This window comes from Streptomyces sp. NPDC085900 (assembly GCF_044540925.1).
GTDB classification, from domain to species: Bacteria; Actinomycetota; Actinomycetes; order Streptomycetales; family Streptomycetaceae; genus Streptomyces; species Streptomyces gilvifuscus.
In genome coordinates, this window is record NZ_JBITSP010000007.1 from 445,776 (window position 1) to 468,041 (window position 22,266).

A 22,266-nucleotide genomic window follows, 5' to 3' on the forward strand; every position below is an offset into this window, starting at 1 on the left:
CCGCCTCACACCAGCAGGTCGTCCACCTGCGCCTCCCCCTCCCGGTACCTGCGCGTGATCTCGGCGCTGCAGTCGTCCGTCGTGCGCTGGAGCCGTTGCCGACGGCGGGAGACCTGCTGCTCGTACCGCACGAGGCGGCCCATGGCGGTGTTCAGCTCCAGGTCCGTACGGGCGGCCAGGTCGGAGAGTTCGACCTCGGCCAGCATGTCGGTGGCCAGTTGCCGGTACTCCGCGCTGTGCGGGGTGCCCAGCGTGACGTGGCGGGCCGAGGAGCGGTGGCGGGCCGGAGCGTCCGTGAGGATCTCCGAGAGCCGTTCGACGACGGACGCCGCCCCGGCCGGAGACCTCCGTGCCAGCTCCGCGCGCAGGATGTCGATACGGCCCTGCAGCAGCCGGCGTACATAGCTGAGGTCGGCCTCGTCTCGCTGGGCGTCCCGGCGCAGGGTGCGCAGTTCGGGCAGGCTCAGCAAGGTCAGGTCGTGCTCGGATGGACCGGCGGGCAGCCGCGGGCCGACCGGTGCGACGGGTGCGGCCGGTGCGGTCGGTCCGGCCGGACTGTCGGTGCGCTGCACGGGCGGCCTCGACGGCGCCCGCTCTCCCCTGCACGAGACGGGCTGCCGCCCGGTACTCGGTGTGCTCATGTGCCTCTACCGTCCCCTCGACCGGCGTGTGGAAAGCATCGTGCCACCCCAAGTGGCCGCTATGTGACCGAGTGCCCCCGATCGGCCCCAGATGGGGGGTTAAGGATCAATAATCGACCCGCGCACGGCCCCCTCCGGGCGGCCCGGCATGATGGTCGCATGCGTGCAGTGGTGCAGAGGGTCGACGGCGCGAGCGTGGTCGTCGACGGCGAGACGGTCGGGGAGATCATCGGCGAGGGGCTGTGCGTCCTGGTCGGGGTCACGCACGAGGACACCGAGGAGAAGGCCGCCCAGCTCGCCCGCAAGCTGTGGTCGATCCGGATGCTGCAGGACGAGAAGTCGTGCAGCGACATCGACGCCCCGCTGCTCGTGATCAGCCAGTTCACGCTCTACGGCGACGCCCGCAAGGGCCGCCGCCCCACCTGGAACGCCGCCGCCCCCGGCGACGTCGCCGAACCCCTCGTCGACGAGGTGGTCGCCCAGCTGCGGGCACTGGGAGCGACGGTGGCGACGGGCCGGTTCGGCGCGCAGATGCGGGTGTCGCTGACGAACGACGGCCCGTTCACCGTGCTCCTGGAGATCTGAGAACGTCAGGCTGGACGTCCAAGGACGCCGAGCTGGACCTCAGGGCTCGACGACGACCTCCTGGGCCGCTGCCGTGTCCCCCGCCATCAGGCGCGCGTCCAGCGGTACGTTCCGCTTGACCAGGGCGAGGGCCACCGGGCCCAGCTCGTGGTGGCGTACCGAGGTCGTGATGAAGCCGATCTTGCGGCCGTCGGGGTCCTCGTCGGCGAGGCGGATCTCGGTGCCGGGGGTGGGGAGGTGGACCTCGCTGCCGTCCAGGTGGAGGAAGACCAGCCGGCGGGGCGGCTTGCCCAGGTTCTGCACCCGGGCGACCGTCTCCTGGCCGCGGTAGCACCCCTTCTGCAGGTGCACCGCCGAACCGATCCAGCCCAGCTCGTGCGGGATGGTGCGGTGGTCGGTCTCGAAGCCGAGGCGGGGCCGGTGCTGTTCGACGCGGAAGGCCTCGTAGGCCAGGATGCCGACGGCGGGCGCCGCCTTCTCCGCGTACGACTGAAGGTCCTCGCGCGGCAGGAACAGATCGCGGCCGTACGGCGTCTCGCGTACGGCGACGCCCTCCGGGACCTCCGCGATCGAACCGGCCGGCAGGTGCACGACCGCGAACTCGGCCGTGCGATCGGCGACTTCGACCCGGTAGAAGAACTTCATCGACTCCAGGTAGGCGATCAGCGCCTCCTGGGTCCCCGGCTCGACATGCGCCCAGACGGTCTCGCCGTCGTCCACCAGGTACAGCGCGTGCTCGATGTGGCCGTGGGCGGAGAGGATCAGGGCCTCGGTGGCCTGGCCGGCGGGCAGCTCGCTGACGTGCTGGGTGAGCAGGAGGTGCAGCCAGCTCAGCCGGTCGTCGCCGGAGACGGTGATGACACCGCGGTGCGAGAGGTCGACGAAACCGGTGCCGTCGGCGAGGGCGCGCTGTTCACGGAACAGATCGCCGTAGTGGGCGGCTACGCCTTCGTCCGCACCCTCGGCGGGGACGGCGCCGGGCAGAGACAGCAGGGGGCTCTTCATGGGCACAAGCCTACGACTCGGTAGTTGAACTCTTCAGCGAACAGTCCTGGCAGCGGCCGAAGATCGCGAAGTGCTTCATGTCCGTCTCGAAGCCGAACTCCCGGCGCAGCTTCGCGGTGAACTCGGCGGCCACCGAGACATCGGCCTCGATCACGTTCTCGCAGTCCCGGCAGACCAGGTGGATGTGGTGATGGCGGTCGGCGAGGTGGTAGGTCGGGGCGCCGTGGCCGAGGTGGGCGTGGCTGACCAGGCCCAGTTCCTCCAGGAGCTCCAGGGTTCGGTAGACCGTGGAAATGTTGACCCCCGACGCCGTCTTCTTCACTTCCGTGAGGATGGCGTCGGGGGTCGCGTGCTCAAGGTTGTCCACGGCTTCGAGCACAAGTTGCCGCTGCGGGGTCAGCCGGTAACCGCGCTGCCGCAGATCGCTCTTCCAGTCGGTGCTCACCACACCGAAGAGTCTAGAACTACTTGAAGAACGCGATTCCGTCGTCCGGCATGTCGTCCGGCAGGGCCTTGGCCCACCGCTCGACGTCCTCGGGGGTGACGACCTTCTTCAGGTGCGCCGACATGTAGGGGCGCAGCTCGACCTCGGGGGTCTGCTTCTCGCCGACCCACATCAGGTCGCTGTTGACGTAGCCGTACAGCCGCTTGCCGCCCGTGTAGGGGCCGGACGCCGCCGTACGCGCCACCGCGTCCGTGACCAGGTCGATCTGCGGCTTCTTGTCGGCCAGCTCGCCGTACCAGATCTCGACGACACCGTCGTTGCGGACCATGGTGACCTCGACCTTGCGGTCGGCGTCGATCCGCCAGAAGCCGTGCTCGGACTCCAGCGGGCGGACCTTGTTGCCGTCGTTGTCGAGGACCCAGGTGTGGGACTGGTACTCCAGGAAGTCCCGGCCGTCGTGCGAGAAGGCGACCTCCTGTCCGAAGTTGCACTTCTCTGCGCCGGGGAAGTCGTGCACGCCCGCGCCGGCCCAGTTGCCGAGCAGGAAGGCGAGGGGCACGAGGTCCTTGTGGAGGTCGGACGGGATCTCGATCATGAGTGGCTATTCCTGGAGGGGTTCCTGGAGAGGATTCAGCGCTGGCCCTGGTACAGCTTCTTCACGGTCAGGTAGGCGAAGGCGAGGACGCCGACGCAGACCAGGACCAGCAGGGTTTCGAAGAAGTACTCCACGACGTGCTCCTTGTTGAGCGGAGGTGCGGTACGTGCACAGGGCCGGGCCCCAGCTTACGCGGCCGGGGCCCGGTGTTCCGTGTGAGGTACGCCCATGCCGCCGTCAGCCGAGCAGCTGGCTCTGCAGCGCCACCGTCTGCCGGAACGGTACGGGCTTCGCCTTGCCCTTCCTGGACTGCACGATCACCGCGAGGACGTCACCGGCGGACAGGTACGCCTGCCGGGTCTGCTCGGCTCCGTACGGCGTCGTCTCGACGTAGGCCGAGTACTGGACGTTGTAGTCGTGGGCCTCGCTCGGGAAGTCCCTGTCGAAGACGGAGGTGATGGTGCCGCGCAGCTGGTCGGTGGGGCCGTCGGCCGGGGCCTCGCTGGAGAACAGGTCGTCGACGACCGCCGCCGTGCCGAACTGCAGCAGGTAGACGCGGGTGTGCGTACCGTCCGGGGTGGTCCAGCCGCGGGCCGCGATGTGCCGCAGACCGTCGTCGGTGAACGACTGCTTCAGGTTGTCCCGGGTCTCCTTCTGCGCGTACTCGGCCAGGAAGTCCTTCGTCGCCAGCCAGCCGTCCGTGCCGCGCAGCTTCCCGTCGGCCACCGCGCCCTTGGGTGCCGGCAGGAGGAGGGCGCGCAGATCGGCGTAGTGGGTGCCGGCCGTGTTGCTCTCGGCGAAGGGCTCGGGGCTGCCGGACGGCAGCGCCGGCTTGGTGAGCGTGGGGTAGTCCCAGCGCCCGTCCGACTGCGTGGCGAGGCCCGGCAGGTCGGTCCGCTGCATTCCGGTGATCCCGTACGCCGTCCCCGCCCCGACCGCGGCGAACGCGGTGACGGCGGCGGTCCAGCGCAGGACCGCGCGCAGCACGCGACGGTCCTTCTTGACCGGCGGCTGCGGCTGGACCGGTGGCTGCGCCTGCGGCTGCGGCTCCGGTTGGACCGGCGGCTGCGATTGGACCGGCGGCGCCTCCGGCATGGGCGGCACCACGATGGGCTGCTGTTCCGTCTGCTCGGTCATACCGCCTCCCCGGGCTCGCCGATGCGCTTGAGCTGGTCCGCCAGGAGTTCCGCCACGCCCTTGGAGTCGAAGGGCTTCACGCCGCCGGCCGTGACGTTGACCAGGATGTTCCCCTGGTAGGCGGAGCAGTACATCGCGTCCAGGTGCTTGTCGAGGCCCTTGGGCGGCAGGAAGCACTGGGCGTTGCCGTGGCCCTTGATCTTCGGGCCCTTGCGGAAGACGTCGAGGGAGCCGAAGAGGGCGTTCTGCGAGTTCGACAGCCTGCGGACCACGGCCGGGCTCTCCATCCGCGACAGCGTGATGTTCACGGTGACGGCGGTGTCGGTGAAGAAGGCGCTGCCCGCCTCCTTGGCGAAGCTGCGCATCGCCATGCCCTTGATGTGTTCCTTGTCGATCAGCTTCTCGAGCTGCTTGCGCTCGGTGCGCGGCAGGTCACGCAGGGACTCCTTGCGCAGCGCGGTCGCCTGGGCGGCACCGAGCTCCGAGTCCGCGGCGAACTGACCGAAGTCCGGGCCGCGCTTCCAGCCGTCGCCGTACGCCACGAGCAGCCCGGCAAGGCCCTTCACCGGGGCCGGCTTCGCTTCGGGGCCCTTCTGCTCCGGGAACTTCCAGACGGCCGCGCCGGCGTCGCGGTCGGCCCCGTCGACGGTGACGACGGTGTAGCCGACACCCGCCACGACGCCCAGGGCGAGCAGCACGGAGGCCGCGACGGCGACGATGCGCCCGCGGTTGCGGGGCTTGCGGGCGGGCGGGGCGGCGAGCGGTACGGCGGAGGGCTCACCGAGCGGTGTGGCGGCCACGGCCGACGGCTCGGCGGGCGGCTCCGTGGCGAGCGGGGCTGCCGGCGGTGCGGCGGGCGAGTCCCCGGCGGGCGGGGCGACCGGCGGCTCCCCGGCGAGGGGCGCGGCGGGCGGCACGGCGGGGGGTGTCTCGGCCGACGGGGTGGTCGGCTCGTTGTGGTTCTCGCTCACAGCCGCTCCATCTGCCGCTTCGCCAGGTCCATGATCTTCGCCTTCGGGATCGGACTGGTGTCGTACATCCAGATCTCCATGGCGACGTCGCCGCGGTAGGCGTGCGCCTCCGCGCCGTACACCGGCATGTAGCCGACCTTCGTCTCCGGCCGGTGGTGGACGTAGACCATGCCGCTGCCGGTGCCGGGGATGGGCCAGCTGTCGGTGCCGGCCTTCTTCGCGGCCCAGTACTGGCCGTTGTCGCTGGCGTCGGCGGCCTCCAGGGACTGGTGCTGGCGGTACTGGACCAGGTAGATCTCGGTGGTCTGGTGGTTGCCGACCGTCCAGCCGGTGACGGCGGCGCGGCGGAACTCGTCGCGCACGAGGTTGCCGAACATCGTGCCCGGCTTCTCGTAGTTGCCGGCGTACTCGGCCAGGTCCATCCAGCCGCCGGACAGCCACTCGGCGTCCTTCGCGCCGCCGGGCTTCTTCAGCAGCAGCTTGCGCAGGTCGCCGTCGACCTTCACCTGGCGGTCCTGTACGGCGGACAGCGGCTCGGGAGCCTCGCCCTTCGCCCGGCCGAGCGTCGGCTGGGACAGCGAGGGCAGCCTCGTCGGCTCACGGTCGGCCTGGATCAGGTATCCGGTGCAGGTGCCGGCGACGACACCCAGGACCGCCGCGCAGGCGATCAGCAGGGCGGTACGGCCCCGGCGCCGCGGCCGCGGCACATCAGGCTCGGCGGGCGCGACGGGCTCGACGGGCTCCGCGGCAACGGCTGCCGGCAGCGCCGACGCCGCGAGCGTCTCCGCTGCCGCCCCTTCCGATCTCTCCGGCTCCTTCGGCTGTTCGGGCACTTCGGGTACTTCCAAGACGTCCCCCCACAAAACGTGAAGCACGCATTCCGTATGCGCGCTCACAGGAGACTCATGGCCGGGGGCCGGAGTTGTAGGAGCGTTGATTACGATTCGGCCATGGCGAAGAAGCTCGTGATCAAGGTGACGGCGGGGGCGGACGCTCCCGAGCGGTGCTCGCAGGCGTTCACGGTGGCGGCGGTGGCCGTGGCCAGCGGCGTCGACGTCTCCCTGTGGCTGACCGGCGAGTCCGCGTGGTTCGCGCTGCCGGGCCGGGCGGCCGAGTTCGAGCTTCCGCACGCCGCCCCGCTGCCGGATCTGCTCGACTCCCTGCTCGCGGGCGGCCGCGTGACGCTGTGCACGCAGTGTGCGGCCCGGCGCGACATCACGGAGAAGGACGTCATCGAGGGCGTACGGATCGCCGGGGCCCAGGTCTTCGTCCAGGAGGCGCTGGGCGAGGACACGCAGGCGCTCGTCTACTGACGGCGCTTCTTGCCGTCCAGCTCGTCCCACCACTCGTCGGACTGCGGGTCCCCGGAGGGGTCGTCCCACCAGCGGTCGTCGGGGCCGCGCCGGTTGGCGACCATCGCGGCGACGGGCGGGATGACCATCGCCACCACGCACATGGCGACGGCCGCCGGGATCGACCAGATCCGGACGACCCCCCAGGCCAGGACGAACAGCCCCACGCAGGTGCCCATCATGGCGAAATACACGCGACGGCGGCGGGCCAGCATGCCTCCAGGGTAGGCCCGCACACGGCGAAGGGCCGTGCCCCGGGTGGTCACCCGTGGGTACGGCCCTTCGCCGTGCTCGGTGGTTCAGACCGCGATCGCGACCTCGGCGAGCGCGCCCTTCTCGGCGACGACGACCGTGCGGTCGGCGGTGCCGCCGGGAACCAGGGCGCGGACGGTCCAGGTGCCCTCGGCCGCGTAGAAGCGGAACTGGCCCGTCGCGGAGGTGGGGACCTCGGCGGTGAACTCGCCGGTCGAGTCCAGCAGACGGACGTAGCCCGTCACCGGCTCGCCGTCGCGGGTCACGTGACCCTGGATGGTGGTCTCACCGGGCTTGATCGTCGAGGCGTCGGGGCCGCCGGCCTTCGCTCCACACATGTCTTTCTCCAAGAGGGGTCTGACCGGAGGAAGGCCGGTCGGGTTTCCGGGTTTCTGCGGGGGGGGGGGTGGTTACTTGTTGGCGCCGAGCTCGATCGGCACGCCGACGAGGGAGCCGTACTCGGTCCAGGAGCCGTCGTAGTTCTTGACGTTCTCCACGCCGAGCAGCTCGTGCAGGACGAACCAGGTCAGCGCGGAGCGCTCACCGATACGGCAGTAGGCGATGGTGTCCTTCGCCAGGTCCACCTGCTCCTCGGCGTAGAGCTCCTTGAGCTCCTCGTCCGACTTGAAGGTGCCGTCGTCGTTGGCGTTCTTCGACCACGGGATGTTGCGCGCGCTCGGGACGTGACCCGGGCGCTGCGACTGCTCCTGCGGCAGGTGGGCCGGGGCGAGCAGCTTGCCGGAGAACTCGTCGGGAGACCGGACGTCGACCAGGTTCTGCGAGCCGATCGCCGCCACGACGTCGTCGCGGAAGGCGCGGATGGAGGTGTCCTGCGGCTTGGCCTTGTAGTTCGTGGCCGGGCGCTCGGGGACCTCCTCGACCAGCTCGCGGGCGTCCAGCTCCCACTTCTTGCGGCCGCCGTCGAGGAGCTTGACGTTCTCGTGGCCGTAGAGCTTGAAGTACCAGTAGGCGTAGGACGCGAACCAGTTGTTGTTGCCGCCGTACAGGATCACCAGCGTGTCGTTGGCGATGCCCTTCGCCGACAGGAGCTTCTCGAAGCCCTCCTGGTCGATGAAGTCGCGGCGGACCGGGTCCTGCAGGTCCTTGGTCCAGTCGATGCGGATCGCGTTCTTGATGTGGTTCTTCTCGTAGGCGGACGTGTCCTCGTCCACCTCCACGATCGCGATGTTCGGGTCGTCGAGGTTGGCCTCGACCCAGTCGGCATCGACAAGGACGTCGCTGCGGCTCATGCTCTTTCTCCTCCGGGGCAGTTGCGGCGGGGCATACGAGTGTGAGGGGTACGCGCGCTCGTACGGGGGCGGCGCACCGGTGCCCTGAACAGGGCGGGGGGATGCGGAGGCCTGTGCCGTCCGCTCAGAAGGGGCGACAGAGCATGGCGGCGACGCGGCACAGGTCTACTGCCCGCCGCTTCGTGAGGTCCGCCTGTCGCTTCATGCGGTCGATCGTAGGGACGGACAGGCGGGCGTGTCACCGGCGTGTCGTATGGTGAGACGCGATCGTCCGGGATGTGGGATGGAAGCAGGGCCCGGGCGGTGGCCGCACGGCTCGGGGGCGGGCGTATCGGTCACCACATCTGCGGTACGGACGACGGCGTCTCACCTTCTGGACGCCCCGCGGCCCCTTGCGTACGGTCCGCCGTCCGCCGGGGCTCGTACTACCCCGCCAGCCTGACGTTCGAACCCTTCACCGTGATCTCCACACCGTTCTTCGCGGCCTGCACACTGTCCAGCTTCACACCGCCGGGCAGCCGGTCGATGGTCTGCTGGAAGTCGGTGATCGAGCGGATCCGGGCGTCGGCGAGGTCGACGACCAGCTTGGGCAGGTCGTCGGCGTGGACCTGCACCGAGTCGCCGTGGACGGTGACCGAGCTGAGCACCGCGTACGTGCGGGCACCGGCCGGAGTCGTGATCTTGATGTTGACCTTGATCTTGCCGTTGCCGCCGTCGGACAGGTCGACGACCTGGGCCTTGATGCCGGGGAAGATCTGCGTCGGCTCGGACTTGGCGGCCTTGAGGAGCTCGTCGTAGGCGACCGTCGCGGTTCCGGTCGCGCTGGTCGCGGTGGCGGAGCTGTAGTCGCCGGAGAAGGAGACGCCCTTCATGTCGGCCTTCAGGTCGTCGATACGGATCGTCTTCGGCACGCCGGCGCTCTTGGCGCCGGCGCTCGCGCCCGTGTCGGCCTCGTAGTCCTTGATGCCGATCTGCACGTCGTCCAGTTCGCCGGAGGCGACCTGGGTGAGGAACGGGAAGCCCTTGATGGAGACGTCCGGGGTGGAGGCCAGGTTCTCGGTGGTCCTGACCTTGTCCGCGGCCTCGTTCTCGGCGAAGTGGACGGCGACCCGGTCGGCGATCACGAAGAGACCGCCGAGGATCACGACGACGATCAGGAGTATTCGCAGGGCGCGCATCCGGTGTTCCCCCAACTGGCCGACAACGGCGAAGGTCTGACGGTCTGGCGGTACGGCGGTCTCGAGGGTTCGAGTGGCCGCCGTTCGCGAGCGTAACCCTGGCCGGGGGCCCGGCCGGGGGATTGTCGATCAGCTGTGACGTGGCTCGCTGGGTGTCCCCGCCGTCGGCCGGGCCGAGAACACCCGCCTCTCAGCCCAGTGCCCGTCCCAGTACCCACACCACCGGTGCCGCCGCGCTCAGCGGGAGCGCCACGCCGGCCGTGAAGTGGACGAACCTCGACGGGTAGTCATAACTCGCCACCCGGTGGCCGATCAGGGCGCACGCTGCCGCCGCCGCGCCGAGGACGGCGCCCTTCGTGCCGAAGTCCGTCATGCCGCCGACCGCGATGCCCGCGCCGGCTGCGGCGAGCAGGGAGACGACGACGGACGCCGGGGTCGGCAGCGGCAGGGCGCGGGCCAGGACGGCCACCGCGACCGCCGCCGCGCCCACGGTCACCGCGTCCGCGTCGGCGGCGAGGTAGCCGGCCGCGACGATCGCCAGCGCCGCCGAGGCGACCGTGGCCATCAGGCCGTACATCCGCTCGTCCGGGTCGGCGTGCGAGCGCAGTTGCAGGACCAGGGAGAGCAGGACCCAGACGCCGAGGGTGCCGAGGATGGCCGCCGGCCCGTGTCCGCGCCCCGCGACGAGCAGCACGACGTCCGCGACCACCGCGCCTAGGAAGGCGAGGGCGATGCCCTGCCGCGCGGGCCACATCCCGTTCAGCCGGAACCAGCCCGCCGCCGTGACGGCCTGCAGGGCGACCAGCGGGACGAGGAGGGCGTACGAGCCGAACGCCGCCGCCCCGGACAGCAGCAGACCCAGCAGCGCAGTGAGCGCGGCCGGCTGCATCCCCGGCTCGATGATCGGGGAACGGCCCTCCAGGCGCGCCCGCTGGGCGTCCGTGATGCGGGAGTTCCCGGCGACGGTGGCGGGGCCGTAGGCGGGAGCGGCGTCGGGCGCGGGAGTGTCGGTGTGCCGGACCTCTTCAGGAGCCTGGACATACGGCTGCGGCTGCGGCTGCGCCTGCGCTTGCTGGTGCTGGTGCTGGTGCTGGTGCTGGTGCTGGTGGTGCGGATACCCGTACGGCTGGGCCTGCGGCTGCTCCTGCTGCGGCTGGTACGACACGGGCGGCTGCACCGGCTGCACCTGTGTCTCCCACGTCTGCCCCTGCCACTGCTGCGTGTACTGCTGGGCGTACTGGTCGTCGTACGCCTGCTGCCACTGGGGGTCGTAACCCTGCTGGTACGGGTTCTGGTTCTGGTCCTGGTACGGCTGCTCGGTCATCCTCACCCTCCTGCGAACGGCGGGAGCACCTCGACCGTGCCGCCGTCGGCCAGCCGTACCGTCTCATGCCCGCGGGTCCCCACGGGGTCCCCGTCGATGAGGAACGAGCATCGCTGCAGCACGCGCGCGAGTTCGCCGGGGTGTCGCTCGCGCACCGCGTCGAGCGCCTCGGCGAGGGTGGCCGCGTCGTACGGCTCCTCGGCGACCCCGGCCGCGGCCTTCGCGGCGGCCCAGTAGCGCACCGTGACCTTTGGCATCCGTTCCTCGATCAGTGGGAAGTCGTTCGGCTCTTGTCCGGCGTGGCCGGAGATTCCGTGTACTGCGCCAGGCTAGCCCGCCGCGTCCACGGCCCAGCCTCCGATGCGGGCCAGGAGTTCGTCGGTCGCCGCGTGCTCCGCGTGGCCCATGCCCTCCTCCATCCAGAGTTCGCCGTGTTCACCGGCGGCCGCGGCCAGCATGCGGGGGTGGTCGACCGGGAAGTAGCCGTCGCGGTCGCCGTGCACGATCAGCAGGGGGGTCGGGGCGATCCGCGGGACGGCCTCCACCGGGGACAGCGGTACCGGGTTCCACTCCCGGTGGTGGATGCGCGTACCGAAGCCGTAGCGGCTGACCATTCGGCCCGTCGGTCGCGTCACCAGCCAGTGCAGCTTCCGCATGGGGGCCGTGCCCCGGTAGTACCAACGGGCCGGCGCACTCACCGAGATCACCGCGTCCGTGCCCGCTTCGGTGCGCCCCCCGCGCTCCGGTCCGTACAGCGCCGCGTGCCGCAGCACCACCGAGCCGCCCATGGAGAAGCCGACGGTCGCCACGCGCGCGTGCCCGAAGCCCCGCGCCCACTCCACCGCGGCCGCCAGGTCGAGCACCTCCTTGTCGCCGACCGTCGACCGCCCGCCGGAGGCTCCGTGGCCGCGGAAGGAGAACGAGACCACCGCCCCGAACTGCGTCAACGCCTGCACCACCCGCCGTACGTGGGGCTTGTCCACGTCGCCGGTGAAGCCGTGGGCGAGGACGAACACGAGGTCGACGGAAGGCGGCGTCGAGGTGTCGTATACGGCGGCGGGCGGATCGTATACGGAATCGATCGTCACTCCGTCGTCCGTGTGGAGATACGTCCGCATAGGTGCACGTCTGATCGTCTCGGGATTCGGACGGACGGTGGAACGGCCCACATGACCTGCCGGAGTAGTGCTCATGTGGGCTATTCTGCTCGGCAGAGGACTCGGGCAGCGTAGCCCCCGGGTCCTTTTGTGCTTTCGGAAGCGTTGTATACGAAGCGGGAAACCTCAGGTGACCGCTGGTGTACGGGGCCTTTCGGGATCGCAGAGCAGGTGACGCACCGCACACGTCCTCGCAGGGACCGAGGAGGAACCAGACGTATGAGTTCTCTGCTGCTCCTGACCAATGCCCTCCAGCCGTCGACGGAGGTGCTCCCGGCACTCGGCCTGTTGCTGCACAACGTGCGCGTGGCACCGGCGGAAGGCCCCGCACTCGTCGACACCCCGGGCGCCGACGTCATCCTCATCGACGGCCGACGCGACCTTCCGCAGGTGCGCAGCCTGTGCCAGCTGCTGCGCTCCACCGGCCCGGGCTGTCCGCTCATCCTCGTCGTCACCGAGGGCGGCCTCGCCGCCGTCACCGCCGACTGGGGCATCGACGACGTCCTGCTCGACACCGCCGGCCCGGCGGAGGTCGAGGCCCGGCTCCGGCTGGCCATGGGCCGGCAGCAGATCGTCAACGACGACTCCCCCATGGAGATCCGCAACGGCGACCTGTCCGTGGACGAGGCCACCTACAGCGCGAAACTCAAGGGCCGGGTCCTCGACCTCACGTTCAAGGAGTTCGAGCTCCTGAAGTACCTCGCCCAGCACCCCGGCCGCGTCTTCACGCGCGCGCAGCTGCTGCAGGAGGTCTGGGGCTACGACTACTTCGGCGGCACCCGAACGGTCGACGTGCACGTACGGCGGCTGCGCGCCAAGCTCGGCCCCGAGCACGAGTCGCTGATCGGCACCGTCCGGAACGTCGGTTATCGATTCGTTACCCCGGAGAAGGCCGACCGCGTCGCCGACGAGGCCAAGGCCACGGCGGAACGAGCAAAGGCGGAGGATTCGGACACCGAGTCCGCGCGGGACGGCATCGAGGTGCCGGCGGAGGCATGACCGGCCCCTGGGCAGGGCATTGCCTGTGCACAGGAGGCGGCGGGAAGGTTCCGCTCGCCGTGCCCGGACCGGGTATATCCGCGTAGACTCCGCGCGTGGCCAAGGTGACTCGGGACGATGTGGCGCGGCTGGCGGGTACTTCCACCGCCGTTGTCAGCTACGTCATCAACAACGGACCCCGGCCGGTCGCCCCGGCCACGCGCGAGCGTGTCCTCGCCGCGATCAAGGAGCTGGGGTACCGGCCCGACCGGGTGGCCCAGGCCATGGCGTCCCGCCGGACGGACCTCATAGGCCTGATCATCCCGGACGCGCGCCAGCCCTTCTTCGGCGAGATGGCCCACGCGGTCGAACAGGCCGCCTCCGAGCGCGGGAAGATGGTCCTCGTCGGCAACACCGACTACGTCGCCGAGCGCGAGGTCCACTACCTGCGCGCCTTCCTGGGCATGAGGGTCTCCGGGCTCATCCTCGTCTCGCACGCCCTGAACGACCTCGCCGCCGCCGAGATCGACGCCTGGGACGCCCGCGTCGTACTGCTGCACGAGCGGCCCGAGGCCATCGACGACGTCGCGGTCGTCACCGACGACCTGGGCGGCGCCCACCTCGCCGTACAGCATCTGCTGGAACACGGGTACGACTACGTCGCCTGTATGGGCGGTACCGCCGAGACACCCGCCGTCGGCGACCCGGTCTCGGACCACGTCGAGGGCTGGCGGCGCGCGATGGAGGAGGCCGGCAAGCCGACCGAGGGGCGACTGTTCGAGGCGCCGTACAACCGCTACGACGCGTACCGCATAGCGCTGGAGATCCTCTCCGGGCCGCGGCGGCCGCCCGCCGTCTTCTGCTCCACCGACGACCAGGCCATCGGCGTGCTGCGGGCCGCGCGGGAGCTGCGCATCGACGTCCCCGGCGAGCTGGCGGTGGCCGGCTTCGACGACATCAAGGAGGCGGCGCTCGCGGACCCGCCGCTGACGACGGTCGCCTCCGACCGCAGCGCGATGGCCCGCTCCGCCGTGGACCTGGTCCTGGACGACGGTCTGCGGGTGGCGGGCGCCCGGCGGGAGCGGCTGAAGACCTTCCCGTCCCGGCTGGTCGTACGCCGCTCGTGCGGCTGCGACTGACTTCATGAAGGGTTTCTGAGAGACCCCCGCCCGCCGCCGTATTCGGCTTTATATCGGGCATACGAGGTTCTGGCGGCGTTCTCAGCGGGCACTCAGGAAGCTCTCATGGTCGCGCGCCAAGCTCGATGTCATGACCGAGAGCTTCCGCCGCGACGGCGAGTACGAGCAGTACGAGAACCCTTACCAGGGCGCCCAGCAGCACTCCTCCCCCGTGAACCCGGAGTGGCCGCCCCCGCCGGCGCACCGGCCCGCGCAGGCGGAGCCGGTCAGCGTCGCGCCGAACACCACCGTGTGGCCGGGCGGCGCCCAGGCCATGGCGGGCGGAGAGGGCGGCGGCCACGGCGGCGGTACGGCGGTGCTGCCCACCGTGCCCGCCGAGCCGGCGCCCGGGGCAGCGCCGGCCGCGAAGAAGCGCACCCGGGGCCCCCTCGCCCTGCTGGCCGCCGTGGCGATCGTGGCCGCGGCGATAGGCGGCGGCACCGCGTACGCCTTCCAGGAGCTGACCGGCAGCGACACCGTCGCCACCAGCTCCACGACGACCAGCGTGGTGCCCTCCAGCAAGAAGGGCGACGTCGCCTCCATCGCCTCGGCCGTCAGCCCGAGCGTCGTCGAGGTCAGCGCCACGCTGAGCAACGGCACCTCCACCGGCTCCGGTGTGATCATCACCAGTGACGGCGAGATCGTCACCAACAACCACGTCGTCTCCGGCGCCCAGTCGATCAAGGTGACGACCAGCGCCGGCAAGTCGTACACCGCGAAGGTCGTCGGCACCGACAGCAAGAAGGACCTCGCCCTGATCAAGCTGGAGGGCGCCTCCGGCCTCAAGCCGGCCACCCTCGGCAACTCCAGCGGCGTCCAGGTCGGCGACACGGTCGTGGCGATCGGCTCCCCCGAGGGCCTGTCCGGCACCGTCACCAGCGGCATCGTCTCCGCCCTCAACCGTGACGTGACCGTCTCCACCGACGAGAGCCAGGGCCAGCAGCAGGGCGGTGGCGGCGACAACTGGCCGTTCCAGTTCGGCGGCCGCCAGTTCAACGGCGACACCGGCTCTTCCACCACCACCTACAAGGCGATCCAGACGGACGCCTCCCTCAACCCCGGCAACTCCGGCGGCGCGCTGATCGACGCCGGCGGCAACATCATCGGCATCAACTCCGCCATGTACTCCGCCAGTTCGTCCTCGGGCTCGTCTTCCTCGGACGCCGGCAGCATCGGCCTCGGCTTCGCCATCCCGATCAACACCGTCAAGGCCGACCTGGCCACGCTCCGCTCGGGCTCCACCAGCTGACCCACGAACCACCGCGACAGCAAGGAGTACGTCATGATCAAGCAGGTCTCCCACCCCGGCGCCGTCGCCGGCCCGGCCGCCTTCACCCTGGCCCTCGAGGTGGCGTACGAACTGCACGCACCGGCGGCCCGCGCCCCGGAGGTGGCCCCCGCCCTCGTCGCCGGGCGACGGGCGACGGCCGGCCGCACCCGCCGCCGTACCGTACGAGGCTGAAACCGTGCGACGCTGAGATCGTCAGCCCCCGCACCCCACCGCACCCGAGGAACCGGATTCCATGAGCCCCGCCGACGGCGACCGTGAACCGCAGCGCATCCTGATCGTCGACGACGAGCCGGCCGTGCGCGAAGCACTCCAGCGCAGCCTCGCCTTCGAGGGGTACGACACCGAGGTCGCGGTCGACGGCGCCGACGCCCTCGACAAGGCCACCGCCTACCGCCCCGACCTCGTGGTCCTCGACATCCAGATGCCCCGCATGGACGGCCTCACCGCCGCCCGCCGCATCCGCGGCGCGGGCGACACCACGCCGATCCTGATGCTGACGGCCCGCGACACGGTCGGCGACCGTGTCACCGGGCTCGACGCGGGCGCCGACGACTACCTCGTCAAGCCGTTCGAGCTGGACGAGCTCTTCGCCCGCGTCCGCGCGCTGCTGCGGCGCAGCTCCTACGCCGCGGCGGCCGGTGCCGGCACGGCCGACGAGGACGAGGCGCTCACCTTCGCCGACCTGCGGATGGATCTGGCGACGCGGGAGGTGACGCGGGGCGGGCGGCAGGTGGAGCTGACCCGCACGGAGTTCACCCTCCTGGAGATGTTCATGGCGCACCCGCGGCAGGTGCTGACCCGGGAGCAGATCCTGAAGGCGGTGTGGGGCTTCGACTTCGAGCCGTCCTCCAACTCGCTGGACGTGTACGTGATGTACCTGCGCCGCAAGACGGAGGCGGGCGGCGAGCCGCGGCTCGTGCACACCGTGCGGGGCGTGGGGTACGTGCTGCGGCAGGGCGGGGCGGAGTGAAGAAGGTCCTACGGCGCTTCCAGACACTGCCGATCCGCTCCCGACTGGCGATGCTGGTCGCCGCGGCGGTCGCGTTCGCGGTGGCGGCGGTGTCGGTGACCTGTTGGTTCATCGTGCAGGGGAAGTTGTACGAGCAGGTCAACGCCGATTTGCAGCGAGGCATGCGAGGGCCTCAGATCAGTAAGGCGCAGGACGCCCTGAACAACTGCTCCAAGACGGCACAGCCGAACGGCAGGTTCTTCGGGAACACCAGCTCCCAGGTGGTGACGCAGGACGGGCGGGTCTGTGTCACGCAGGACTCGGCGAGTGTCATCAAGGTCACCAAGGCCGACAAGAGCGAGATCAAGGAAGGGGACGTCGGGGAGGTCTACTTCCGCAACGGGACCGACGAGAACGGCAATGACGTGCGCGTGATGACCCAGCCGCTGGGTCCCACGACCACCGCCAGCGGAGCAGTGGGACCCAACGTCGGACTCGTCGTCGCCGTCCCTCTGAAGAGCACCCAGAACACCCTCAACGACCTCGCTCTGATCCTTCTCCTCGTCTCCGGCATCGGAGTCCTGGGCGCAGGTGCCGCCGGTCTCGCCGTCGCGCGGGCCGGGCTGCGGCCCGTCGACAAGCTCACCGAGGCCGTGGAGCACGTCGCCCGGACCGAGGACCTCGGTATTCGCATCCCCGTGGAGGACGACGCCGAGGACGAGGTGGCCCGGCTGTCCCGTTCCTTCAACTCGATGACCTCCTCGCTGGCCAGCTCCCGCGAGCTGCAGCAGCAGCTCATCGCGGACGCCGGTCACGAGCTGCGTACGCCCCTCACCTCCCTGCGCACCAACATCGAGCTCCTCACCCGCAGCGAGGAGACCGGCCGCCCCATCCCCGAGGCCGACCGCAAGGCGCTGCTGGCCTCTGTGAAGGCGCAGATGACCGAACTGGCGTCGCTGATCGGGGATCTGCAGGAGCTGTCGAGGTCGGAGGGGCAGCGGGGCGAGCGCGTGCAGGTGGTGTCGCTGCAGGACACCGCGGAGGCGGCCCTGCGCCGGGCCCGGCTCCGCGGCCCCGAGCTGACGATCACCGCCGACCTCCAGCCCTGGTACGTCCGCGCGGAGCCCTCCGCCCTGGAGCGGGCGCTCGTCAACATCCTCGACAACGCGGTGAAGTTCAGCCCGGAGGGCGGCACCATCGAGGTGCAGCTGAGCGAGGGCGTGCTGACCGTCCGCGACCACGGCCCCGGCATCCCCGAGGACGAACTTCCCTACGTCTTCGACCGCTTCTGGCGTTCGCCGAGCGCCCGCGCGCTGCCCGGTTCCGGGCTCGGCCTGTCCATCGTGGTCCGCACGGTCCAGCAGGTCGGCGGCGAGGTGACGCTGGAGCGTGCGCAGGGCGGCGGAACGGTCGCGACCGTACGGCTGCCGGGCGCGCCGACGCCGCCGCCGGATTCGGCGCAGTAGGACGGCGACCCGGCAACCTTTCCCGGCGGGGTGACGACCCATCAGCGGTCATCGTCCCCGCACGGATCGGAAACCCCCATGGCCCAGCACCGCCGGCCCAAGGCCGCGCTCGCCGTCGCCGTCCCGCTCGTCCTCGCGGCCACCTCGGCCGCCGCCTACGGCCTGCTCCCCGGTACCCAGGCGAGCGCGTCCGCCGCCACCACCACCCTCACCGTCGCCCAGGACGGCAGCGGTCAGTACAGGACCGTGCAGGCCGCGGTGAACGCCGTACCGGCGAACAACGCCTCGCGGGTCGTCATCTCCGTCAAGCCGGGCACGTACCGCGAGCTGGTGAAGGTCCCGGCGAACAAGCCGCACGTCACCGTCCAGGGCACCGGCGGCAGCCGCAAGGACACGGTGATCGTGTACAACAACGCGGCCGGCACGCAGAAGCCCGACGGTTCGGGGACGTACGGCACCGGCGGCAGCGCGACCGTCGCCGTGGACGCCGACGACTTCCAGGCCCGCAACCTGACCATCTCCAACGACTTCGACGAGGCCGCGCACACCGACATCGCCCAGCAGGCCGTCGCCCTGCGCACCAGCGCCGACAAGGTGTTCCTGGACGGTGTCATCGTCAGCGGGGACCAGGACACCCTGCTCGTCGACACCGCGTCCAAGGACAAGCTGGGCCGGGTCTACATGGCCGACTCCTACGTCATCGGCAACGTCGACTTCATCTTCGGCCGGGCGACCGCCGTGATCGACAAGTCGGTCATCACCCTGAAGAAGCGCTACAACGGCACCTCCGCCGGATACGTCACCGCCCCGTCGACCGCTGCGGGCCGCCACGGCATCCTGATCGCCAACTCCACCGTGAGCGGGGACGTCTCCGACCGCTCGTTCTACCTCGGGCGGCCCTGGCACGCCGGCGGTGACGCGAGCCTCGACCCGCAGGCCACCGTCCGCAACACCAGCCTCAGCGCGGCGGTCAGGACCGCCCCGTGGACCGACATGAGCGGCTTCTCCTGGAAGGACGACCGGTTCGCCGAGTACAGGAACACCGGCGCGGGCTCGGGCGCGGCGAGCGCCGACCGGCCCCAGCTGACCGACGCCCAGGCCGCCCAGCAGGAGGTCGCGGACTGGCTGGGCGACTGGACGCCGACCGCCTCCTGACGCCCAAGGTCCCCGCCTTACGATCACCTCGAACAGATTGGGGTGGGCGTATGGGTGGGGACACGGACGCGATCGAGCGGGTGTACCGAAGACGGCGCAGGCCGCCGTGGCTGCAGCTCGGCATAGCCGTGCTGATCGGCGGGAACGCGCTCCTCCACGCCGGCCGCTTCGGTGATCCGTACGGCGACCGCTACGGCCCGCCGCTCTGGATGCCCTTGTCGGTGGGCGTGCTCTTCACGGCGACCCTCGTCCGGATCGTCCTGGAGCAGCTGCGGGCGTACACCCGGGTCACTGCCTCCGGCATCAGCGTCCAGGGTCGCCTGCGGTCGCGGTCCTGGTACTGGGCCGACGTGTACGACATCCGGGTCGAGCCCGCCCTGCGCGGTTCGGGCTCGTCGGGGCCGAGGTGGCTGACCTATCTGTACGACTTCGAGGGCCGCCGGCACCTGCTCTGGCACCTCGACGACTGGCAGTTGGGCGACCCCTACGCCGAGGTCTCGGAGCTGTGCCTGGCCGCCGCCCCGTACCGCAGCCTGGCCTGGGAGCCGTCCCCGCGGGTCGAGGAGCTCATCCGGCGGGGTGCGGCCCGGCGCAAGGCGTGGACCCGGGCCGGCTACAGCGCGATCGTGGTGTTCTTCGCCATGTTCGCGGTCGACATCTGGGAGGTGGCCACCGGCCGCCCCGAGCACCTGTTCCTGCTGCTCGTGGTCGTGCCGCTGGCCTTCTTCGGGGCGCTCGGCGCCGTCCTGCAACGGCTGACGACCGGCCCCGCGGCCGCGCAGCCGTAGCTCACCCACACACCTCTGCCAGGTCCGGCACAGCCGTCCGTCACACCGCGTGCATATGGCGCGCAAGGCAACGGTTCTGCCGGCCGACGACGACGAGGCCGTGCGGGAGGGGATCGGGCGGCTGCTCAGGTTCGAGGGGTACGACACGCTCCTCGCCGGGGACGGCCGTACCGTCCTGGAGCTGGTCGGGGCGGACGGCGGCGAGCCCGACCTGGTGCTGATGGACGTGACGATGCCGGGCCTGGACGGGCCGGCGGCGACGCGGCGCATCCGGGCCTCCGGGTCGACCGTCCCCATCCTGATGATCACCGGCCGGGACGCGGTCGGCGACCGTATCGTCGCCCTCGACAACGGGGCCGACGGCTATCTGATGAAGCCCTTCGCGGTCGAGGAACTGCTCGCCCGGGTACGGGCGTTGCTGCGGCGTGCCCCGTGCCCGGCCGCCGGGACGCCGGCCGGGGCCGAGCACCGGCTCGTCTTCCAGGACGTCACCATGGACCTGCGGACCCGCACCGTCACCCGCGGCGCGCACGCCCTCGACCTCACCAGGACCGAGTACTGCCTGCTGGAGTACCTGCTGCGGCATCCGGTCAGGGTGCTCGGCCGCGGGCAGATCCTCAAGGACGTGTGGGGCTTCGACTTCGAGCCGACGTCCAACACCCTCGACGTGTACGTGATGTACCTGCGCCGCAAGCTGGAGAGCCGCGGCGGACCGCGGCTCATCCAGACCGTGCGGGGCCTCGGCTACACCCTGCGGACTACCACCTGAGGATCATCGTCTCGTCCGGCGCCGGCGGCAGGTCGGCCACGGCGTCCGGCAGCGGCTCGGCGAGGGCGGCGTAGGCGCCGCCGCGCGCGAGGAGTTCCCGGTGGGTGCCGGTCTCCACCAGCCGGCCGCGGTCGACGACCAGGATGCGGTCCGCGTCCGGCGCCAGGCTCAGATCGTGCGTGATCATGATCGTGGTGCGGCCCGCCATCAGCTTGCGCAGCGGGCTCACCACCTGGCGGGCGGCCACCGCGTCCAGGCCCGCGGTCGGCTCGTCCAGGACGAGGACCGGTGCGGCGCGCAGCATGGCGCGGGCGATGGCGATGCGCTGCAGCTGGCCGCCGGAGAGGGCAGCCGTGCCGGGGGCGATGGGGGTGTCGTAGCCCTCGGGCAGTGCCGTGATGAAGTTGTGCGCCGCCGCCTCCCGCGCCGCCCGCTCGATCTCCTCCTGGCCGGCGCCGGGGCGGCCGCAGGCGATGTTCTCGCGGATGGTGCCGTTGAGGATCAGGGTCTCCTGGGGCAGCAGGGCCACGTTCTCGCGCAGGAAGCGCAGGGACAGGTCGGTGAGCGGGACGCCGTCGAGGGTGATCACGCCCTGGGCGGGGTCGTAGAAGCGGGTGAGGAGTTTGGAGAGGGTCGACTTGCCGGCGCCGCTCGATCCGGTGACGATCACCAGCTCGCCGGGGCCCGCCGAGAAGGTCACGTCGCGCAGGGAGGCGCGGCGGGACTCGGGGTAGCGGAAGGAGACGTCGTGGAAGCCGACCCAGCCGCGCACGGGCCACTCGTCGACCGGCCTGGCGGGGTCCGCGACGGCCGGTTCGGCGTCCAGGATCTCGTTGAGCCGCTCGGCGCCCGCGGTGGCCGCGGTGAGGGTGAGTCCGAGCTGGCCGAGGCTGCGGACCGGCGGGTAGAGGTAGCCGATGAAGGCGGCGAAGGCCAGGAGCTGACCGAGGGTCATGCGGCCGGCGGAGATCTCCCAGACGCCCAGGCCGATCACGGCGAGGACGCACAGGGTCTCGACGACCTCGACGAACTGCTCGTACATCTCGCCGAGCCGGGCGCCGCGCACGCTCGCCCGCATCCAGGCGCGGGCCTCGCGGTCGAGCCGCCGCTCCTCGTCCGCGCGGCGGTTGTAGGCCTGGGTGAGGACGATGTTGCCCAGTGACTCCTCGACCACCGAGGTGATGGCGCCGTCGGCGACCCGCTCGTCCTGGGAGGCGGTCTTGATGCGGCCGGAGAACCGGCGGGCGGCGAGCAGGAAGAGGGGGGCGAGGACGAAGGTGGCCAGGGCCAGGTCCCAGCGCAGGTAGAGGGCGGCGCAGGCGTAGAAGACGGCGGAGAAGGCGGCGGAGACCGTGCCGACGACTCCGGAGACGACGAGCTGCTCGATGGCCTCGACGTCACCGGTGAGGCGCTCGACCAGGTCGCCCTGGCGGTGCCGTTGGAAGAAGTGCGGCGGCAGGTCCTGGACGTGCCGGAACACCCCGGCGCGCAGGCGCAGGACGAATCTCTCCGCGGTCCAGGTGGCGAGCGAGTTGCCGAGGTAGCCGACGAGGGCGCCGAGCGCGGCCACGCCGAGCCAGGCGCCGGCCGGTCCCCAGAAGGCGGAGAGCGAGCCGGCCTTCAGGGCGTTGTCGGTGAGTTCGGCGAACAGCAGGATCGAGGCGGTCTCGGCGATCGCGGACACGATCACGCAGGCGACGATCGTCACCAGCCATCTGCGGTCGCCGCGGGTCAGCGGCCAGAACCGGCCGAAGGCCGCACGGACCTCTGTCATCGTCGACAACTCCCTTCATGTGGTGC

General features: G+C 71.0%; 26 protein-coding genes and 1 pseudogene. 11 read left to right on the plus strand and 16 right to left on the minus strand.

All coding sequences use genetic code 11. The features are described 5' to 3' along the window. Positions 1 to 5: 5 nt before the first annotated feature. The gene (locus tag ACIGDI_RS26050) at positions 6 to 641 is read right to left on the minus strand and encodes an aerial mycelium formation protein (protein ID WP_399900993.1); all 636 of its coding nucleotides are present in this window, start codon (positions 639 to 641) and stop codon (positions 6 to 8) included. A gap of 159 nt (positions 642 to 800) precedes the next feature. Here ACIGDI_RS26050 and dtd point away from each other — a divergent pair, with 159 nt between their 5' ends. Continuing rightward, positions 801 to 1,226, plus strand: coding sequence for a D-aminoacyl-tRNA deacylase (dtd, locus tag ACIGDI_RS26055; protein ID WP_399900996.1), 426 nt, complete (start codon positions 801 to 803; stop codon positions 1,224 to 1,226). 39 nt (positions 1,227 to 1,265) lie between these two features. Here the strand turns inward: dtd and ACIGDI_RS26060 are convergent, their stop codons facing one another. The 6 genes from ACIGDI_RS26060 to ACIGDI_RS26085 all read right to left on the minus strand — a co-directional run bounded on the left by ACIGDI_RS26060 (position 1,266) and on the right by ACIGDI_RS26085 (position 6,227). Then, positions 1,266 to 2,231, minus strand: coding sequence for a YgfZ/GcvT domain-containing protein (locus ACIGDI_RS26060; protein WP_399900999.1), 966 nt, complete (start codon positions 2,229 to 2,231; stop codon positions 1,266 to 1,268). A 10-nt stretch (positions 2,232 to 2,241) separates the two neighbouring features. Next, complete coding sequence (locus tag ACIGDI_RS26065) at positions 2,242 to 2,679, minus strand: Fur family transcriptional regulator (protein WP_200705299.1); 438 nt, start codon at positions 2,677 to 2,679, stop codon at positions 2,242 to 2,244. Between the two features lie 16 nt (positions 2,680 to 2,695). Then, positions 2,696 to 3,271 carry an FABP family protein gene (locus tag ACIGDI_RS26070; protein ID WP_399901002.1) on the minus strand — a complete coding sequence of 192 codons (576 nt, stop codon included), beginning with the start codon at positions 3,269 to 3,271 and terminating at the stop codon, positions 2,696 to 2,698. A gap of 237 nt (positions 3,272 to 3,508) precedes the next feature. Then, on the minus strand, positions 3,509 to 4,408 hold the full coding sequence (locus ACIGDI_RS26075) for a hypothetical protein (protein WP_399901005.1): 900 nt from the start codon (positions 4,406 to 4,408) through the stop codon (positions 3,509 to 3,511). Next, the gene (locus tag ACIGDI_RS26080; protein WP_399901008.1) at positions 4,405 to 5,379 is read right to left on the minus strand and encodes a hypothetical protein; all 975 of its coding nucleotides are present in this window, start codon (positions 5,377 to 5,379) and stop codon (positions 4,405 to 4,407) included. The genes ACIGDI_RS26075 and ACIGDI_RS26080 overlap by 4 nt, the downstream gene beginning before the upstream one ends. Next, positions 5,376 to 6,227 (minus strand): hypothetical protein, encoded by an 852-nt coding sequence (locus ACIGDI_RS26085; RefSeq protein ID WP_399901012.1) that lies wholly within the window; start codon positions 6,225 to 6,227, stop codon positions 5,376 to 5,378. Before ACIGDI_RS26085 ends, ACIGDI_RS26080 begins: the two co-directional genes overlap by 4 nt. Positions 6,228 to 6,329: 102 nt before the next feature. On the opposite strand from ACIGDI_RS26085, the gene ACIGDI_RS26090 reads away from it, so the two are divergent. Next, on the plus strand, positions 6,330 to 6,692 hold the full coding sequence (locus ACIGDI_RS26090; protein WP_142153176.1) for a DsrE family protein: 363 nt from the start codon (positions 6,330 to 6,332) through the stop codon (positions 6,690 to 6,692). Here the strand turns inward: ACIGDI_RS26090 and ACIGDI_RS26095 are convergent. From ACIGDI_RS26095 to ACIGDI_RS26130, 8 genes are all read right to left on the minus strand, one after another. Continuing rightward, entirely contained in the window at positions 6,686 to 6,946 is a 261-nt protein-coding gene (locus ACIGDI_RS26095; protein ID WP_399901015.1) for a DUF3099 domain-containing protein, read from the minus strand. The genes ACIGDI_RS26090 and ACIGDI_RS26095 overlap by 7 nt on opposite strands. Positions 6,947 to 7,030: 84 nt before the next feature. Continuing rightward, a complete protein-coding gene (locus tag ACIGDI_RS26100; protein WP_200703592.1) occupies positions 7,031 to 7,321 on the minus strand; it encodes a DUF1416 domain-containing protein in 291 nt (96 codons plus the stop codon). Positions 7,322 to 7,393: 72 nt separating this feature from the next. After that, on the minus strand, positions 7,394 to 8,233 hold the full coding sequence (locus ACIGDI_RS26105) for a sulfurtransferase (RefSeq protein WP_200703591.1): 840 nt from the start codon (positions 8,231 to 8,233) through the stop codon (positions 7,394 to 7,396). 124 nt (positions 8,234 to 8,357) lie between these two features. Continuing rightward, entirely contained in the window at positions 8,358 to 8,438 is an 81-nt protein-coding gene (locus ACIGDI_RS26110) for an Ms5788A family Cys-rich leader peptide (protein ID WP_350751515.1), read from the minus strand. 220 nt (positions 8,439 to 8,658) lie between these two features. After that, on the minus strand, positions 8,659 to 9,411 hold the full coding sequence (locus ACIGDI_RS26115) for a DUF2993 domain-containing protein (RefSeq protein WP_399901019.1): 753 nt from the start codon (positions 9,409 to 9,411) through the stop codon (positions 8,659 to 8,661). Between the two features lie 190 nt (positions 9,412 to 9,601). Further along, the gene (locus tag ACIGDI_RS26120) at positions 9,602 to 10,735 is read right to left on the minus strand and encodes a hypothetical protein (RefSeq protein WP_399901021.1); all 1,134 of its coding nucleotides are present in this window, start codon (positions 10,733 to 10,735) and stop codon (positions 9,602 to 9,604) included. A gap of 2 nt (positions 10,736 to 10,737) precedes the next feature. Continuing rightward, positions 10,738 to 10,992, minus strand: a complete 255-nt coding sequence (locus tag ACIGDI_RS26125) for a MoaD/ThiS family protein (protein ID WP_058924521.1) — start codon at positions 10,990 to 10,992, stop codon at positions 10,738 to 10,740. A 72-nt stretch (positions 10,993 to 11,064) separates the two neighbouring features. Then, complete coding sequence (locus tag ACIGDI_RS26130; protein WP_399901024.1) at positions 11,065 to 11,928, minus strand: alpha/beta hydrolase family protein; 864 nt, start codon at positions 11,926 to 11,928, stop codon at positions 11,065 to 11,067. A gap of 183 nt (positions 11,929 to 12,111) precedes the next feature. Between ACIGDI_RS26130 and ACIGDI_RS26135 the strand changes: the two genes are divergently transcribed. The 9 genes and pseudogenes from ACIGDI_RS26135 to ACIGDI_RS26175 all read left to right on the plus strand — a co-directional run bounded on the left by ACIGDI_RS26135 (position 12,112) and on the right by ACIGDI_RS26175 (position 20,466). Further along, a complete protein-coding gene (locus tag ACIGDI_RS26135; RefSeq protein ID WP_399901027.1) occupies positions 12,112 to 12,891 on the plus strand; it encodes a winged-helix domain-containing protein in 780 nt (259 codons plus the stop codon). Positions 12,892 to 12,986: 95 nt separating this feature from the next. Then, the gene (locus ACIGDI_RS26140) at positions 12,987 to 14,009 is read left to right on the plus strand and encodes a LacI family DNA-binding transcriptional regulator (RefSeq protein WP_200703586.1); all 1,023 of its coding nucleotides are present in this window, start codon (positions 12,987 to 12,989) and stop codon (positions 14,007 to 14,009) included. Between the two features lie 130 nt (positions 14,010 to 14,139). Next, complete coding sequence (locus ACIGDI_RS26145) at positions 14,140 to 15,297, plus strand: S1C family serine protease (RefSeq protein ID WP_399901030.1); 1,158 nt, start codon at positions 14,140 to 14,142, stop codon at positions 15,295 to 15,297. A 33-nt stretch (positions 15,298 to 15,330) separates the two neighbouring features. Continuing rightward, a complete protein-coding gene (locus tag ACIGDI_RS26150) occupies positions 15,331 to 15,510 on the plus strand; it encodes a hypothetical protein (RefSeq protein ID WP_399901033.1) in 180 nt (59 codons plus the stop codon). Positions 15,511 to 15,571: 61 nt separating this feature from the next. Next, a complete protein-coding gene (locus ACIGDI_RS26155; RefSeq protein ID WP_200703583.1) occupies positions 15,572 to 16,309 on the plus strand; it encodes a response regulator transcription factor in 738 nt (245 codons plus the stop codon). Positions 16,310 to 16,359: 50 nt separating this feature from the next. Then, positions 16,360 to 17,754, plus strand: coding sequence for a sensor histidine kinase (locus ACIGDI_RS26160; protein WP_399901195.1), 1,395 nt, complete (start codon positions 16,360 to 16,362; stop codon positions 17,752 to 17,754). A 111-nt stretch (positions 17,755 to 17,865) separates the two neighbouring features. Beyond that, positions 17,866 to 18,909: pseudogene (locus ACIGDI_RS26165) on the plus strand (pectinesterase family protein); the annotation flags it as partial. A 50-nt stretch (positions 18,910 to 18,959) separates the two neighbouring features. Next, on the plus strand, positions 18,960 to 19,697 hold the full coding sequence (locus ACIGDI_RS26170; protein WP_399901037.1) for a PH domain-containing protein: 738 nt from the start codon (positions 18,960 to 18,962) through the stop codon (positions 19,695 to 19,697). Between the two features lie 55 nt (positions 19,698 to 19,752). After that, entirely contained in the window at positions 19,753 to 20,466 is a 714-nt protein-coding gene (locus ACIGDI_RS26175) for a response regulator transcription factor (RefSeq protein WP_399901040.1), read from the plus strand. On the opposite strand, the gene ACIGDI_RS26180 is transcribed toward ACIGDI_RS26175, so the two are convergent. Next, positions 20,456 to 22,240, minus strand: a complete 1,785-nt coding sequence (locus tag ACIGDI_RS26180; RefSeq protein ID WP_399901043.1) for an ABC transporter ATP-binding protein — start codon at positions 22,238 to 22,240, stop codon at positions 20,456 to 20,458. The two genes, ACIGDI_RS26175 and ACIGDI_RS26180, sit on opposite strands and share 11 nt — an antisense overlap. Positions 22,241 to 22,266 lie beyond the last annotated feature (26 nt).

Coding starts and splice junctions, on each gene's coding strand:
- ACIGDI_RS26050 (WP_399900993.1), bottom strand. CDS start 641: ATGAGCACACCGAGTACCGGGCGGCAGCCCGTCTCGTGCAGGGGAGAG.
- dtd (WP_399900996.1), top strand. CDS start 801: ATGCGTGCAGTGGTGCAGAGGGTCGACGGCGCGAGCGTGGTCGTCGAC.
- ACIGDI_RS26060 (WP_399900999.1), bottom strand. CDS start 2,231: ATGAAGAGCCCCCTGCTGTCTCTGCCCGGCGCCGTCCCCGCCGAGGGT.
- ACIGDI_RS26070 (WP_399901002.1), bottom strand. CDS start 3,271: ATGATCGAGATCCCGTCCGACCTCCACAAGGACCTCGTGCCCCTCGCC.
- ACIGDI_RS26075 (WP_399901005.1), bottom strand. CDS start 4,408: ATGACCGAGCAGACGGAACAGCAGCCCATCGTGGTGCCGCCCATGCCG.
- ACIGDI_RS26090 (WP_142153176.1), top strand. CDS start 6,330: ATGGCGAAGAAGCTCGTGATCAAGGTGACGGCGGGGGCGGACGCTCCC.
- ACIGDI_RS26095 (WP_399901015.1), bottom strand. CDS start 6,946: ATGCTGGCCCGCCGCCGTCGCGTGTATTTCGCCATGATGGGCACCTGC.
- ACIGDI_RS26100 (WP_200703592.1), bottom strand. CDS start 7,321: ATGTGTGGAGCGAAGGCCGGCGGCCCCGACGCCTCGACGATCAAGCCC.
- ACIGDI_RS26105 (WP_200703591.1), bottom strand. CDS start 8,233: ATGAGCCGCAGCGACGTCCTTGTCGATGCCGACTGGGTCGAGGCCAAC.
- ACIGDI_RS26110 (WP_350751515.1), bottom strand. CDS start 8,438: ATGAAGCGACAGGCGGACCTCACGAAGCGGCGGGCAGTAGACCTGTGC.
- ACIGDI_RS26115 (WP_399901019.1), bottom strand. CDS start 9,411: ATGCGCGCCCTGCGAATACTCCTGATCGTCGTCGTGATCCTCGGCGGT.
- ACIGDI_RS26120 (WP_399901021.1), bottom strand. CDS start 10,735: ATGACCGAGCAGCCGTACCAGGACCAGAACCAGAACCCGTACCAGCAG.
- ACIGDI_RS26125 (WP_058924521.1), bottom strand. CDS start 10,992: ATGCCAAAGGTCACGGTGCGCTACTGGGCCGCCGCGAAGGCCGCGGCC.
- ACIGDI_RS26130 (WP_399901024.1), bottom strand. CDS start 11,928: ATGAGCACTACTCCGGCAGGTCATGTGGGCCGTTCCACCGTCCGTCCG.
- ACIGDI_RS26135 (WP_399901027.1), top strand. CDS start 12,112: ATGAGTTCTCTGCTGCTCCTGACCAATGCCCTCCAGCCGTCGACGGAG.
- ACIGDI_RS26145 (WP_399901030.1), top strand. CDS start 14,140: ATGACCGAGAGCTTCCGCCGCGACGGCGAGTACGAGCAGTACGAGAAC.
- ACIGDI_RS26150 (WP_399901033.1), top strand. CDS start 15,331: ATGATCAAGCAGGTCTCCCACCCCGGCGCCGTCGCCGGCCCGGCCGCC.
- ACIGDI_RS26155 (WP_200703583.1), top strand. CDS start 15,572: ATGAGCCCCGCCGACGGCGACCGTGAACCGCAGCGCATCCTGATCGTC.
- ACIGDI_RS26160 (WP_399901195.1), top strand. CDS start 16,360: ATGCTGGTCGCCGCGGCGGTCGCGTTCGCGGTGGCGGCGGTGTCGGTG.
- ACIGDI_RS26170 (WP_399901037.1), top strand. CDS start 18,960: ATGGGTGGGGACACGGACGCGATCGAGCGGGTGTACCGAAGACGGCGC.
- ACIGDI_RS26175 (WP_399901040.1), top strand. CDS start 19,753: ATGGCGCGCAAGGCAACGGTTCTGCCGGCCGACGACGACGAGGCCGTG.
- ACIGDI_RS26180 (WP_399901043.1), bottom strand. CDS start 22,240: ATGACAGAGGTCCGTGCGGCCTTCGGCCGGTTCTGGCCGCTGACCCGC.